This is a genomic window from Microvirga pudoricolor (genome assembly GCF_016892705.1).
Taxonomy (GTDB): domain Bacteria; phylum Pseudomonadota; class Alphaproteobacteria; order Rhizobiales; family Beijerinckiaceae; genus Microvirga; species Microvirga pudoricolor.
The window spans coordinates 283,480-296,986 of record NZ_JAFEMB010000002.1 but is presented as its reverse complement, the minus strand read 5'-3'; the positions used below and the strand labels follow the sequence as shown (position 1 = coordinate 296,986).

12 protein-coding genes are annotated in these 13,507 nt (G+C 64.3%); 2 read left to right on the top strand and 10 right to left on the bottom strand.

Annotation, left to right across the window (positions count from 1 at the left end; all coding sequences use genetic code 11):
• The first annotated feature begins 22 nt into the window (after positions 1-22).
• On the top strand, positions 23-1,210 hold the full coding sequence (locus tag ILT42_RS10355; protein ID WP_204215514.1) for a polysaccharide pyruvyl transferase family protein: 1,188 nt from the start codon (positions 23-25) through the stop codon (positions 1,208-1,210).
• Positions 1,210-2,397: a hypothetical protein gene (locus ILT42_RS10350; RefSeq protein WP_204215513.1), complete on the top strand. Its 1,188-nt coding sequence runs from the start codon at positions 1,210-1,212 to the stop codon at positions 2,395-2,397. Before ILT42_RS10355 ends, ILT42_RS10350 begins: the two co-directional genes overlap by 1 nt.
• Positions 2,398-2,668: 271 nt before the next feature.
• On the opposite strand, the gene ILT42_RS10345 is transcribed toward ILT42_RS10350, so the two are convergent.
• The 10 genes from ILT42_RS10345 to ILT42_RS10300 form a co-directional block, all read right to left on the bottom strand.
• The gene (locus tag ILT42_RS10345; protein WP_204215512.1) at positions 2,669-3,343 is read right to left on the bottom strand and encodes an MgtC/SapB family protein; all 675 of its coding nucleotides are present in this window, start codon (positions 3,341-3,343) and stop codon (positions 2,669-2,671) included.
• A 25-nt stretch (positions 3,344-3,368) separates the two neighbouring features.
• Positions 3,369-4,691 (bottom strand): histidine-type phosphatase, encoded by a 1,323-nt coding sequence (locus tag ILT42_RS10340; RefSeq protein WP_204215511.1) that lies wholly within the window; start codon positions 4,689-4,691, stop codon positions 3,369-3,371.
• A 416-nt stretch (positions 4,692-5,107) separates the two neighbouring features.
• The gene (locus ILT42_RS10335) at positions 5,108-5,296 is read right to left on the bottom strand and encodes a hypothetical protein (protein WP_204215510.1); all 189 of its coding nucleotides are present in this window, start codon (positions 5,294-5,296) and stop codon (positions 5,108-5,110) included.
• Positions 5,297-5,465: 169 nt separating this feature from the next.
• Complete coding sequence (locus tag ILT42_RS10330; RefSeq protein ID WP_204215509.1) at positions 5,466-6,407, bottom strand: sensor domain-containing diguanylate cyclase; 942 nt, start codon at positions 6,405-6,407, stop codon at positions 5,466-5,468.
• Between the two features lie 489 nt (positions 6,408-6,896).
• On the bottom strand, positions 6,897-7,799 hold the full coding sequence (locus ILT42_RS10325; RefSeq protein ID WP_204215508.1) for a carbohydrate kinase family protein: 903 nt from the start codon (positions 7,797-7,799) through the stop codon (positions 6,897-6,899).
• Positions 7,796-8,866: an ABC transporter ATP-binding protein gene (locus ILT42_RS10320; RefSeq protein WP_204215507.1), complete on the bottom strand. Its 1,071-nt coding sequence runs from the start codon at positions 8,864-8,866 to the stop codon at positions 7,796-7,798. The genes ILT42_RS10325 and ILT42_RS10320 overlap by 4 nt, the downstream gene beginning before the upstream one ends.
• Entirely contained in the window at positions 8,866-10,374 is a 1,509-nt protein-coding gene (argH, locus tag ILT42_RS10315; protein ID WP_204215506.1) for an argininosuccinate lyase, read from the bottom strand. The genes ILT42_RS10320 and argH overlap by 1 nt, the downstream gene beginning before the upstream one ends.
• A gap of 4 nt (positions 10,375-10,378) precedes the next feature.
• Positions 10,379-11,230 (bottom strand): carbohydrate ABC transporter permease, encoded by an 852-nt coding sequence (locus tag ILT42_RS10310; protein WP_204215505.1) that lies wholly within the window; start codon positions 11,228-11,230, stop codon positions 10,379-10,381.
• Complete coding sequence (locus tag ILT42_RS10305; RefSeq protein ID WP_204215504.1) at positions 11,230-12,153, bottom strand: carbohydrate ABC transporter permease; 924 nt, start codon at positions 12,151-12,153, stop codon at positions 11,230-11,232. The genes ILT42_RS10310 and ILT42_RS10305 overlap by 1 nt, the downstream gene beginning before the upstream one ends.
• Before the next feature lie 55 nt (positions 12,154-12,208).
• Positions 12,209-13,465 (bottom strand): extracellular solute-binding protein, encoded by a 1,257-nt coding sequence (locus ILT42_RS10300; RefSeq protein ID WP_204215503.1) that lies wholly within the window; start codon positions 13,463-13,465, stop codon positions 12,209-12,211.
• Between the last annotated feature and the right edge of the window lie 42 nt (positions 13,466-13,507).

Genomic DNA, 13,507 nt, shown 5'->3' with positions numbered 1-13,507 from the left:
CATCGAACCAGGAGATCAACCCATGGCTAAAATTCTCGTCATGAGCCCGTCCGGTGAAGTCTACGACCACGACAATGTGCGCTGGTACGGCTACAAGGACATCCAGAACCACATCAACCACTACCACAACATCGGCGACGCCTTCGTGTTCGATTCGTCGCTCAAGTTGCTCAACTTCGAAAAGCTCAGCCCCCTGAAGATCATGGAGCCGAAGCTCGACGACATCGACCGGATCAACGAGGAATACGACTACGTCTTCCTGCGCGGCTCGAACTACGTTCATAACGACATGCAATGGGATCAGGCCGTGAGCGTGCTCAAGCGCCTCAAGATCCCGGTCATCGCCTTCGGCATCGGGGCTCAGGCTCCCGTGAAGGGCAAGATCGAGCTGTCCCAGGATACCAAAACGGTCCTGAGGCTCATGGCGGATTCGACGACGTCCATCGGCGTTCGGGGTGCGTACTCGGCCCAGGTTCTATGGGATCTCGGCATCCGCAACGTGCGCATCATCGGCTGCCCCACGGCCTTCCGGCGCAACAACCCGAACATGCAGATCAAGTTGCCCGCCTTGGACAAGATCCGCACAGCCGGCATCACCATGCGGCGGGAGGTTTCGCCCTCCTACGCCCAGAACATCGAGCGCTACCTCACCTTCCACCGGGACCTGGTCAAGAATCTGGCCGAGCGGTTCGATGTGGTTCTCATGGCTCAGGGTGAGGTCGAGGAGAAGAAGATCGTCTTCGGCTCGCCGGAACAACGGGAAGAGGCTTTCGCGGCGCTCCGGGCGAATAAGTGGGTGGCCGACTGGTACCTGGACGAGACCATGGAAAAGCTCCACCGGGAGCGCCTGTTCTACTCCGACGTGGTGGCCGACTACGAAGACCTCGTGCAGCACAAGGATCTCGTTCTGGGATATCGCCTGCACGGCAATCTCATGGCGCTGGCCAATGGGACGCCGTCGATCTACTTCACGTACGACAGCCGTACGGTGGAGTTTGCGGAAACGTTCCAGATCCCGAGCTTCGACGTGTTCTCGGGCAAGGAATTCAGCCTGGAGCAATATTGGGACCAGTCCCTGTTCGACAAGTTCAACCGGGCCTATCATCACACCTATCGCGAGATGCGCCAGTTCCTGGTCGAGAACAATGTCGACAACAAGATGGTCGACGTCATGCAAAAGGTCGAAGAGCCGGTGCGAAAGGTGGCCTAATGGCCGTGCAGGCAAGATCCCTCATCGGGCTCGCGGCCTTCGTGGCAGCGAGCCTGGTTTGGGGAGCGGTGCGGGCCGGGGAGGGCTCTCCCCTGCGCATTGTGCCGACGGGAGACGTAGAGACGGTCTTCGACTGGTCTCGCGATGCGTGTGTCCGAACGAACGTTCCGGATGCCCCGGCGCGAGCGTTCAAGGACTCGCAGGGGACCGTCAACCTCATCATCAGCCACAACGACAACAGGCTCATGGCCGGGCCGGCCTTGGGCGCCGTGAAGCCCCGTTGCGGCGTCATCTACGAGGGCCGGGAGTCCAAGCGGCTCTCCGATTTCGACGACCTCAGCTGGATCGGAGGGGTCCATACCCGCGACGGGCGAACCGTGTATGCGCTGGCCCATACCGAACTGCGAGGAGATCGAACGCCGGGCCAATGCCCCGCGGGCCGCTACAGCCCTTGTCTGCTCAACACGGTGACGGCCCTGGTGTCGCGGGACGGCGGCCGCCTCTTCGAGCCGATCAAGGGCGACAGGCCGCCCGTCGTCGCCACGCTGGGCTATGGCTTTCCGACGGATCGTTCCGCCCGGGTCGGATATTCCAATCCGACCAACATCATCGAGCGGGACGGTTGGTACTACGCCTTCATCTTCGCCGATGCCTATCGCGGCCAGAAACGCGGAAACTGCCTGGTCCGCACGCAGGACCTCGGCGATCCTGCGTCATGGCGGGCTTGGGACGGAAGGGCCTTCACCGTCTCTTTCACCGACCCCTTCCAGGGCGAGCGTCAGCCCCCCTTGGAGCACGTCTGCGAGCCCGTGGCGCCGCATCTGATCGGCCGCATGATCGGCGGGATCGCCACGCATCGCGGGACCGGGGCGGTCATCGCCGTCTTCGGCGACAGGCGACGCAGCCCGGACGGGTCCGTCACGGAAGGAATGTTCGCCTCCGTCTCGAGGGATCTCGTGACCTGGAGTCCGCCGGCTCTCGTGATGGAGGCGCGCCTGCTTTGGAGTCGGCCTTGCCCGGCCTCGACGAGCTATTTCTATCCGTCGATCATCGATCCCGACGCCCGAACGCCGTCCTTCGAGGATGTCGGCGACTCGGGCTATCTCTACATGACCCGCTATCAACTGCGCGACTGCAAGGTCACTTGGGACCGGGATCTGGTTCGCGTTCCGGTGGCCGTGCGCTAGCCTGCCCGGCGAGACTCACGGCATCCCAAACGAAGATGGATCCGTCTGGTTGCCGCTCCGCCTGCCACCGGTAGACCCCCGCACGCCCTTCGAGCCTGAGTTGCCTCAGCGCGAGCCACGCATCCTCCTCACGTTCCGTCCAGACATAGACGTGCCGCCTTCCAACGGAAAACTGAACGAATGCACCGTTCCCGGAATCGATGTCTCCACTGTGATTCATGCGGGGCAGCCTAAGGCGCGATCCTTAAGGGCAGGTCATCGGCGGGCCGCGTCAGACGAGGGCGACGGTCTTCACGGCGGGAAGCTTTCGGAGTTGCTCGGCGATGTGCATGGCTTCGTCGTGCGAAATGCGCTCGAACGCGACGGTAATCTCATCGGTATCGCTCTGGTCCAGCTGGCAGGAGATGAACTGGCGAACGGAGTCGGAGCGGTACCCGAGCGCCTGGCGCACGGCGTCGATCGTGAACGCGCCGTGCTGAGCCTGTATCTGGATCTGAACCGTCTGCCGCTTCTGCCTGTACCAAGCTTCGAGCGGCTTCAAGACCACGAGGATGACCAGGATGATCACGGTCGCGGCCGTTGCGGCCAGGTAGAGGCCTCCTCCGACCGCAAGCCCGATACCCGCCACCGTCCAGAGGCTCGCGGCTGTCGTGAGGCCCCGGATGATCTCACCGCGCAGCAGGATCGCCCCGGCGCCCAGGAAGCCGATGCCGGAGACCACCTGGGCGGCGATGCGGGACGGGTCGAGGGATACGTTGGGCGTCCCGAGCACATCCGAGAAGCCGAAGGCCGAAACGATCATGATGAGGCAGGAGCCCACCGCCACGAGCATGTGCGTGCGCAGGCCGGCCGCCCAGAGCAGGCGCTCCCGTTCGAAACCGATGGTGCTACCCAGAACGGCGGCCAGGAGCAGGCGGCCTACCATTTCGAGATCGGAGAGTTGCATGGATGTGCCTCGCGACAGGTCGGCTTCAGTTCCGGGGCCCCGGAGATTCCGGTCGATACGAAACGGGGGCTACGGCGTTCGCGTCGATCCCGGCCGCAAGGGCCTTCGTGAAATCGGAAAGCCCGCAGGCGGCAGGCGCCGGCGGACATCCCGCAAGGGTGAGCGCAATCGTCTCCGGGCCCGCGGATGCGCCCGTGAGCGGCGTCAGGTTCCGGATCTGATCCAGGTTCTGGGCCAGATAGGACAGGCGCACCGAGAACGAACCGGTGGCGGTATCGCGCAGGCGCTCGAACAGGTAGGCCCCGGCCGGAGGCGTGTCGTTGTCGGGATAGCCCTGCAGGGACCACCGGACTCCCATGGCCGCCTGCATCGTGGCGATGTTGGTGTCGTGCCCGACGATGAGCACGAGCTTCGACGAGGGTGGACCGCCCGGCTGAGCGAGGGGCGTGTCCTGCCGCAAGGCCAAGGAGACCTGATTCAGGAGTTGGGATGCGTTCGGCCGGGCGATGGCCGGTATCCGCAGGCTCGCGTCATAATAGGCCGTGTGGAGTGCCAGAATGGCTTTCACGGCATTGGCGTCGGGCACACGTCCCCAGGCCACCCGGTCCAGGGGAAAGCCGTTGGCATATTCCATGCGAACCACCTCCCCGACCGTACCGGCCCAGTCCAGGGGACCCTTGAGGGCCACGGAACGGCCCTTGCTGACGGTTGCGATGGACCAGGGCAGGTCGACCAGGGAGCATCCGGCCTGTAGCTTCGCCTTCGCGCAAGCCTTCGGGGTCGGCCCGCGCAAGACCTTGGCCAGGCGCTGGAAATCGTCCGCGTAGCGCTCCTTGGCGGCCTCAAAACTTCCGCCGAGGGCCAGCATCATTTCGGCCTGCGCTTTGGCCCGGTCAACAGGCGCAACACCTGACGCGATTGGGTGGAAAAGAGGACCGGCCTCTTTGGCGTTGAATCCCGCCTTCAGTCCACACCCTGGGTACAAGCCTTCCAGCAGCGCATTGGCCGTGGCCTTGGTGCGCTCCGACTTGTCGGCCCAGGCGAAGACCTCGCCGGCGGAGGGACATCCGGCTGCCAGGAGGCCGGACTCGCCGAGGCGGGCTCTGTAAAACCCGCCCATGAGGGTTGCCGCAGTGGCTCCGCGCGGCGTCAGATCACCGTCCGGGACGGGCCAGGACGGCCATGGGTCGACCGATAGCGGATCGAGCGCCTTCTGGCTGGTGGGCGGACGCACGCCGTGCCGGCTGACAATCACGGCCTTGTCGACGAAGGGTTCGGCGCGGACGGGAGTAGTCGGGCTCAGGCAGGCGAGGCCCGAGGCCGCGACGAACATCCATCCAGATCGCATCACAGGCGCCTTCCGATACGGGAACGCGGGGACATTGGCATGGGTCCCGTGAAGGGGCAATCGTGTATCGGCCCATGGAAGAGGCCCGGCCTCGGGCCCACAGCCGCCGACGCCCGTGAGATCGCTGACGAAGAGGAATGGCCCGTCGCGGCGCGGTGAGTAGGACAAAAGCCCAACTGGACACAAGCTCACTTCGTGTGGTTATGTACCGTTATTATGAATCATGACGGCTATCACCTTGATTTCAGCCTCAAGTTTGCTGCCCGACTCTATGGATGGGCCGCAACGATTGCTGTGCCGACAGTTCTGGGCTGGCTGTATTTCTGAAGGCAGTGCCTGCCGGGCGATCGGCCGTGGCCTGAGACCGCCCTGGGCATGAGGCCGCCCGTGTCGCTTCTCGAGAAGGCAGGAGGCGGCTATTTCTGCTCGCGCTGCAATTCGCGCTCCACCCGGCGCAGAGCGAGGAGAAGTTCTACATGGTGGTCGGGCAGGGGGCCTTTTTCGATTTCGCTAAAGGTGTTTTGGAGTTCGCTGCCGATATGGCGTTGGACGTCGAGGTCGAGAGGGCGATGATCCGTGCCACGGTTTGCGCCGTCATAGTTCATCTTGAAAACTCACTGCCTGATACGCGTTCATCATTCGGTTACCATAGTTTGCATTTCATATAGTAAACAAAGAGTTAACGCCTTCTTCCTTTTGGGAAGGTATTGATCGTCGGAGAGACGCGGCCCCTTCGTGAGGGGCTGGACGCTCGAGGGCTCCGGTCGTGGCGTTTCAGGGCAGCAGATCCCGCTCGAAGCTGAAGCGCGAGCAATTCCGCCCGGCTGCCTTGGCGTCGTAGAGCGCCCGGTCCGCGCGGTAGAGGATGGTCGTCCGGTCGTCGTGGGGCAGCGCTTCCGTAACCCCCGCGCTGAAGGTGTAGGGAAGGTCCAAGGCGCCCTCGATCAGCTTGACCGGGGGCAGGCTGCCGCGGATATCCTCGACGATCCGGACGGCGTCGTTCAGGCGTGCGTCGGGCAGGAGTATCAGGAACTCCTCGCCGCCCATGCGGCCGAGCCGGCCCTGCGGCAGCCTGTCCGCGCATCCGTCGGCAAAGTGCTGGAGAACCACGTCGCCCGCGTCGTGACCGTAGGTATCGTTGACGCTCTTGAAATAATCGAGGTCGATCACGGCCAGGCAGAGGCCCGCTCCCGAGAGCTTGTTGGCCGCCAAGCTCTCGTCCAGCAACTCCAAGATATGCCGCCGGTTGGCCAAGCCCGTCAGGGGATCGGTGCGAGACGCCAGCAGCGCCTCCTCGTGAGCATGCCGAAGCGTCTTCTCGTTGTGCTTCAAGGCGGTGATGTCGGCCCCGACCGTCAAAACCCAGCCGTTCGCCAGGGTCGTCTGGTCCATCCAGAACCACCGACCGTCCAGGAGGTCGGTCTCAAAGGATTTGCGCGTGTCGCTGCGCCGCCTCAGGTAGGTGCGGGCAATGAGAGCCTCGACGTCACCCCCATCGACCTTGACTCCGATGCCTTGACGGGCGCCGTAGCGGAGGATGTCGGAAAAGCTGTAAGATCCCTCGAAGTCCTTGATGAAGATGTCCCAATAGGTCTTGTTGGCGTAACGAAGGCAATCGTCCGCATCGTAGATGGAGATCGCCTGTCCGCTATCCGTCAGGGCATCCAGGAGATGCGCGAGGGATCGATCATCGAGGTCGGTGGGATGCCAGGGCATGGTTAGTCTCTCGTGAGAGAGGCTATACCATTGGATCGGGATGGGCTGTCAAACGGTCGATGCGGACCGATGCGAGCTGACCTCGCTTCTCAGGACATGGCCCCCAGGACCAGCGCGACGCCGAGGACGGCCGCCGCCGCAAGGCTGATGTCCCTTACAATCAAGACCAGCTCGGATCGGTCCAACATTACAACGCCCACGAGAACGAAACCGGCGATTCAACACCTTTTCACCGCCTAGGTTCCTGCTCAGCTTATAGACCTTCGTCGGAGCTTGGCGGCGTGCGGCAGGGCACAACCCTGAAGGCAAGAAAAAGGCCGCTGGGGGCAGCGGCCTGAAGTCTATGAGGGGCAGGACAGCCCTCCAGAGGAACGATGCGTCAGGGAGGAAACGCATCAAAAGCGAAATGGGGATGTCACCTCGCATGTTCATCCTCTCACAACGCGACCCAGCCATGTGTGCGCTGCATCACATGCCGATCTCGTCAGGTCATGCTGCCGGAGCCGAGCGCCGTGGCGGGGCACCTCCCACGGATTGAACGGAAAGCGAGCCGGAGCGAATCCCCGAGGCCAAGCCTTGGCCGATGTCGCGGGTCTGCAGCCAGGCATGGAGGAAGCCGGCATTGAAGGCATCGCCCGCTCCTGTGGTGTCGAGCACCGGGACGGCTGGGGCGGCGGCCGCATGCCGCGCGGAACCCAGGGCGGCTCGGGCGCCGGCCGCTCCCAGCTTGAGAACCGTCAGCGGGAAGGCCTCTTGAAGCGCCTCGAGCACCGGGGCATGCCCCCGTTCGCCCGTCAAGGCCTCGCCCTCTTCGAGGTTCGGCAGGAACACGTCGATGCCGCGGCAGGCTTCGAAGAACCCGGAGCCTGTACGGATCAGCTCGTCGTCCCAGCTCGGGTCGAGCGAAACGGTCAGGCCGTGGGCATGAGCCAAGGCCACCAGATCGGGATTGTCCTTGAGAGTGGCATATTCCGCGATGTGGAGATGCTTGGCGCCCGACGACGCGAATGCGCGCTCCAAGGTCGAGGGCCGGGAGAACCCGGCGCGCCGGGACACGAAGGCGCGCTCGCGATCCTTCACGAGGGCGACCGTGGGCTGCGGGCCCGCATCCTCGGAGTGCTCCACGTAGGCGTGATCCACGCCGCTGGCCTGGATCTCCTCGTGGATGCCCCTCGACAGCAGGTCCGTTCCGAGCCGCGTCAGCAGGATGGCGGGCCGCCCGAGCGCCGCGAGGTGTGCGGCCGTGATGTAGGCGCCGCCTCCGGCCGCGATGGCGACGTCATCGGCGAAGCGCTCGCGGCCCAGGGAGGGCAGGTCGCGCAGGCCGGTGAAGATGATGTCGCAATAGGTCCGCCCAAGGCACAGGATGGGCGCGCCGGCCGTGCCGGTCATCGGGCCGCCAACGCTTTTTCCGACGCCTTGTCGAAATAGTAGAGGCGGTCCGCGGGTGCGTGAAGGGTCAGGTGCTCCCCGATGGCGGGGATCTGCCGGCCTGGGGCCGAGCCGATCACGGTCTGCCCTCCCTCTTCGAGATGCACCAGGGTCTCCGAACCCAGGGTTTCCACCACGGCCACGGTGCCGGAGACGGTCAGGCCGCCATCGGTCGCGGGACCGGGAACGAGATCCTGCGGACGGGCGCCCACGAGGATGTCGGAGGACGGAGCGACGGTTCGGGGAACGGCAACGGATCCTCCGCCCGCCAGGACCGCCTTGTCCTCCCGCAGGTTGGCGGGCAGGAGGTTCATGGTGGGGCTCCCGATGAAGCGGGCCGTGAACACGTCGACCGGCTTCTCGTACAGTTCCAACGGCGTGCCGACCTGGAGGATATGGCCGTCGCGCATCACCACGATCCGGTCGGCCATCGTCATCGCCTCGACCTGATCGTGGGTCACGAAGACGGAGGTCGTGCCGAGCTTGTGGTGCAGGCGCTTGATCTCGATGCGCATCTGCGTGCGCAACTGGGCGTCGAGGTTCGAGAGAGGCTCGTCGAACAGGAAGGCGGCCGGATCGCGCACCATGGCGCGCCCGATGGCGACGCGCTGGCGCTGGCCGCCGGACAGCGCCGAGGGGCGGCGGTCCAGAAGGTGCGTGAGACCGAGGGTCTGGGCCACCTGCTCGACGCGGGCGCGCTTCTCCGCCTTCGAAAGCTTGGCGCGATACAGCCCGAACGCGATGTTGTCGGCAACCGACATGTGCGGATAGATCGCGTAGTTCTGGAACACCATGGCGATGTTCCGGTCCTTCGGCTGGAGTTCATTCACCACCCGGCCGTCGATGCGGATCTGGCCGCCGGTGATCTCCTCGAGGCCCGCGATCATGCGAAGGGTCGTGGACTTGCCGCAGCCGGACGGCCCGACGAGAACCACGAACTCGCCGTCGCGGATCGACAGGTCGATGCCGTGGACGACCTGGGTGCGCCCATAGGCTTTGACCAGTCGGTCGATGTCGATGGTCGCCATCAGCGAGCTCCCAGTAATGCGGAAAATCGGGATTGAAGATCCTGTGCCGACGCGGCCTCGCGCTCCTGAGCGGAGAGCATGCGGTCGCGGATGCCCGCGATGGTCTCGCCGTAGCCCGCGAGCGCTTCGGAGAGCGCTTCGGGGGCGGGCCCGCCGAAGCGATCGCGCACGGCCACGAAGTTCTCAGGGGACACGATCTCGGCGAACCGGGCCTGCTCGACGGTGGGCGCCCGGCCCGCGCATGCCTCGAAGGCGTCCAGGAAGGCGTCGAATCCGTCCGTCGCGATGTCGCCGCCGATCTTGACGACGGCCCGGGCCACGTCAGAGGCGATCTCATGGGCCTCGCGGAAAGACAGGCCTTCGAGCCGCACGAGGCTGTCGGCGAGTTCCGTGATCGTGATGCAGCTCCGGCGGATGTTCTGCCGCACGCGGTCCTCGTTCACCTGAAGGGCCGGAACGATGGCCGCCAGCAGATCGAGCACGCGGCCGCCGCTCTCGAAGGCGCCATAGCCGAAGCCCTGGCTTTCGCCTTCGCTGTCGTTCATGTCGGTGAAGGGGGTGTTGTGCATGATGGTCAGCACCGCGTGGGCCCGGCCGACGGTTTGGGAGGCGAGGTGCCGCATGTGCTCGATCGGCACGGGGTTGCGCTTCTGGGGCATGATCGAGCTGATCTGCACGAAGGCGTTGGGCACATAGACCTGGCTGACCTCGAAGCTCGTCCAGAACTGCAGGTCCTGGATGAAGCGGCCGAGGTGAAGGAAGGTCAGCTCGATGGCCGCGTAAGTCGACGTCGTGTAGTCGACGGACGCGATGCAGCCGTAGGAGTTCTGGAGCGGCTGGCTGAAGCCCAGCAGGTGAGCCATCAGATGCCGGTCGATGGGAAACCCGCTCGTGGTGATGGCAGCGGCCCCCATCGGGCTGCGATCGACGATATCCCGCGCGGCCTCCAGGCGGGCGATGTCGCGCAGCAGCGTTTCGAGCACGGCGCAGAGATAGTGGCCGAAGGTCGTGGGCTGTGCGGGCTGGCCGTGCGTATAGGCCACGATCAGAGTGCTCTTCTCCCGTTCGGCCACGGACGCGAGCGTCTCGGCCAAATGCAGGAGACGCTTGAGGAGCGGGTCGATCCTGTCCTTCAACCCGAGCTTGAACAGGGTGTGGTCGATATCGTTGCGCGAGCGGGCCGTGTGAAGGCGTCCCGCAAGATCGGGGCCGAGGCGCTTGCGCAATTCCTTCTCGATCAGGAAGAAGAAGTCCTCGACCTCTCCCGTATAGGTCAATTCCTTCGGGTCCACCTCCCGGTCGATCGCCACAAGGGCTTCGGCGATGGGCCTTGCCTGTTCGGTGGAGAGAATGCCCGTCTCGTGAAGCATCACCAGATGAGCGCGGTCGATGGCTCGGAACGCGTCCACATGATGGTCTTTCGCACCGTCGAAGAGAGGGCGCAGCACGGTTTCCTTGTAGACCGGATCGGGGAAGGTCGAAGGATCGTAGGGAGGGGGTGCGGTCATCGGCTCAGCCCTTGAGTCCCGCCAGCATGACGCCGCGGACGATGTAGCGTTGGAGGAACAGGAAGATGATCAGCGTCGGCAGCGTGGCGATGCTCGCGCCGGTCATGATCTTCTCCCATTGGATGGATTGCTCGACCGCGAAGCTGGAGAGCCCCACGGGCAGCGTATAGAGTTCGGCGCTCGTGGTGACGATCAGGGGCCAGAAGAAGGCGGTCCAGTTTCCCAGGAAGGTGAAGATAGCCAGTGCCGACAGAGCCGGCGTGACGAGCGGGAGCGCAATTTTCCACCAGATCGTGAATTCGTTGAGGCCGTCGATGCGCGCGGCCTCCAGGAAGTCGTCGGGCACGCCCTCGAAGAACTGCTTCATCAGGAAGGTCCCGAAGGCGGTCATCATGCCCGGGAACATGATGCCCCAGTAGGAATCGAGCCATCCGAACTGGCTTGCCATGAGGTACCACGGCAGCACGAGCATCTCCGTGGGGATCATCAGCGTCGACAGGATCGCCACGAAGACGATGTAGCGCCCCCGGAACCTGAACTTCGCCAGCGTGTAGCCGACGAGGCTGTCGAAGAAGACGTTCGAGACCGTCACGGAGAGCGCCACGATGGTCGAGTTGGCGAGCCAGCGCAGGAACCGTCCGTCGCCCAGGATCTGCCAGTAGTTCTCCAGGGTCGGCGCCGCCGGGACGATGCGCAGGTCGTAGACCTGGGAGGCATCCTTCAGGGATGTGGACAGCATGAAAAGGAGGGGCGTGACCATGATGACGCCACCGATGAACAGGAGCGTCCAGGCGACGACCCGACCAGGCTTGACCTTGCTCATGGGCAGGGCCGGAAGGGATTGGGCGGCGGCCATCAGCGATCCCTCATGATGCGCAGTTGGACTAGGGAGATCACCAGGAGGATCAGGAACAGCACCACGGTCTGCGCGGCCGCATAGCCCATCTCGTAGGAACTGAAGGCCGTCTGGTAGATCATCAGCACGAGGGGCTTGGTGGAGTTGAGCGGGCCGCCGGGATCGTTCGAGTTGATGTTGTAGACCTGGTCGAAGATGCGCAGGAACCCGATCGACGAGAACACGACCAGGAACACCAGCGTCGGCTTGAGGAGCGGGATCGTGATCTTGCGCAGGATCGCGCCTTCCGACAGCCCGTCGATGCGCGCGGCCTCGTAGTAGGTGGACGGGATGGCGCGCAGGCCGGCCAGGAAGATGATGATCTGGAATCCCAGGCCCGCCCAGATCGCGGGCGCCAGCACGGCCGGCAGGGCCTGCGTGGTGGAACGCAGGAAGGGCTGCTGCGGCAGGCCGAACGTGGCGAGAATGTCGTTGATGACCCCGATGGGAACCGGCTGGTAGAACCAGCGCCACACCCAGGCCATCGCGGCCGCCGTCGTGAGGAACGGCAGGAAGTAAAGGGCGCGGATGAACGAATGCATGAACCGCACGCGGTCGAGATAATAGGCGACGACGAAGGAGAGCAGGAGGCTGATCGGCGTCCCGAGAAGCAGGTACGCGAACGTATTCCGAAACACCTGCCAGAACAGGGGATCGCTCCAGAGCCGCCGATAGTTCTCGAAGCCCACATAGCTCGCCGGCCTCATGACGTTCCAGTCCGTCGCGGACAGGTAGAAGGCCTGGACCGTGGGCCAGAAACGGATGACGGTATAGAACAGCACCGGCACCGCAAGGAAAGCCCAAGCCCAAAGGACTTGCTTCTGGCTGAGGCTCAGCCTCGACCAGAGGCCGCCTGCGGCGGCCTCCGTTCCCGTTGCGCTCATGGGATTTTCCTTGGGGTCTGCCTCAAGATGCCCTCGCGGGCGGATCGACCAGCGCTCAGCGCTTGGCCGCGCGATCCAGGATCGCCTGCTCGGCCGTTGCCGCCTTCGCAAGTGAATCCTTGGGCGTCTCGCCGCCGATCAGCACACGGTTCACCATGTCGATGGCGACCTGGCGCTGCGCCATCTCGTCCTTGAACTCGGTGGTGTGGGCATATTCCAGGCCCTTGAGGAACGGACCGTAAATCGGGTTCGCGAGATTCTCGGGCGTGAGCGCCGCGGCGCGCCGGGCCGGCAACTCGCCTACCACCTCGAGCCAGACCTTCATGGCCTCGGGCGAGGAAATGTAGGCCAGGAACTTCTCGGCGGCCGCCAGTTTCTCGCCCTGCGCCTTCGTGGTGATGGCGTTGGCGAAATAGCTGGCATAGTTGCTGCGCTCGCCCTTCGCGTTGGCGGGCAGTTCCGTGACGCCCCATTCGAACGCCTTGATGGTGTTGAAGGAGCCGAGGCGGAAGGTGCCGTCGATGGTCATGGCCGCGAGGCCGCCGCGGAACGCCGCCTGGCCTTCGTCCATGAAGCCCACCTGGCCGACTTTCTTGGTCTTCTGCAGATCGATGTAGAACGTGAGAGCCTTCAGGCCCGCCTCGTCGTTGTAGGCGACCTTGGAGTCGTTGTCCGTGTAGGGCTGGCCGCCGTTCTGGCGGATCAGAACCTCTCGCCACCATTGGTGATCCTGGCCCGTCATGTCCATGGTGACGCCGGCCTGGGTGAGGTTGCCGCCGCCGTCGCGCTTGGCGGTCTTCTCGGCCGCCGCGACGAACTCGTCGAGGGTCTTGGGCGGGTTCGCGGGATCGAGCCCCGCGTCCTTGAAGATCTTCTTGTTGTAGAACAGGGCGAGCGAGCGCACGGCGGTGGGCAGGCCGTAATAGTCGTTGCCGCGCTTCATGGCGCTCACGATCGGGAAGAAATCACGCTCGATGTCGGCCGCCGGGAAAGCGGAGGCGCGAAGGGGCTGGATCATCTTTCCGGAGATGAAATTGTCGGTCCAGCCGTAGAAGAGCTGCACGACGTCAGGGCCCTGGCCCGCCATGATCGAGGCCGCCACCTTCGTCTGGTAGTCGGCATAAGGGAAGGTGGTCTGCTTGACCTTGATGTCGGGGTTCGCCGCCTGGAACTTCTGGATCAACTGATCCATCGCCTTCACGCGGGTCTCGAAGACGTATTGCCAGTATTCGATCTCGACCGCTTTCGCGCCCGTGGCCGCCAGGACCGTGGCGCTCATCGCGACGCTCGCGAGCAGATGTTTCAAACGCATTTCCCTCTCCGTTATTGCCGAGCCTGCGGCTGCATCGGTCAT

Excerpts from the sequence above, each read along its gene's own strand:
- ILT42_RS10355 (WP_204215514.1), top strand. The coding sequence starts at position 23 with ATGGCTAAAATTCTCGTCATGAGCCCGTCCGGTGAAGTCTACGACCAC.
- ILT42_RS10350 (WP_204215513.1), top strand. The coding sequence starts at position 1,210 with ATGGCCGTGCAGGCAAGATCCCTCATCGGGCTCGCGGCCTTCGTGGCA.
- ILT42_RS10345 (WP_204215512.1), bottom strand. The coding sequence starts at position 3,343 with ATGCAACTCTCCGATCTCGAAATGGTAGGCCGCCTGCTCCTGGCCGCC.
- ILT42_RS10340 (WP_204215511.1), bottom strand. The coding sequence starts at position 4,691 with ATGCGATCTGGATGGATGTTCGTCGCGGCCTCGGGCCTCGCCTGCCTG.
- ILT42_RS10335 (WP_204215510.1), bottom strand. The coding sequence starts at position 5,296 with ATGAACTATGACGGCGCAAACCGTGGCACGGATCATCGCCCTCTCGAC.
- ILT42_RS10330 (WP_204215509.1), bottom strand. The coding sequence starts at position 6,407 with ATGCCCTGGCATCCCACCGACCTCGATGATCGATCCCTCGCGCATCTC.
- ILT42_RS10325 (WP_204215508.1), bottom strand. The coding sequence starts at position 7,799 with ATGACCGGCACGGCCGGCGCGCCCATCCTGTGCCTTGGGCGGACCTAT.
- ILT42_RS10320 (WP_204215507.1), bottom strand. The coding sequence starts at position 8,866 with ATGGCGACCATCGACATCGACCGACTGGTCAAAGCCTATGGGCGCACC.
- argH (WP_204215506.1), bottom strand. The coding sequence starts at position 10,374 with ATGACCGCACCCCCTCCCTACGATCCTTCGACCTTCCCCGATCCGGTC.
- ILT42_RS10310 (WP_204215505.1), bottom strand. The coding sequence starts at position 11,230 with ATGGCCGCCGCCCAATCCCTTCCGGCCCTGCCCATGAGCAAGGTCAAG.
- ILT42_RS10305 (WP_204215504.1), bottom strand. The coding sequence starts at position 12,153 with ATGAGCGCAACGGGAACGGAGGCCGCCGCAGGCGGCCTCTGGTCGAGG.
- ILT42_RS10300 (WP_204215503.1), bottom strand. The coding sequence starts at position 13,465 with ATGCGTTTGAAACATCTGCTCGCGAGCGTCGCGATGAGCGCCACGGTC.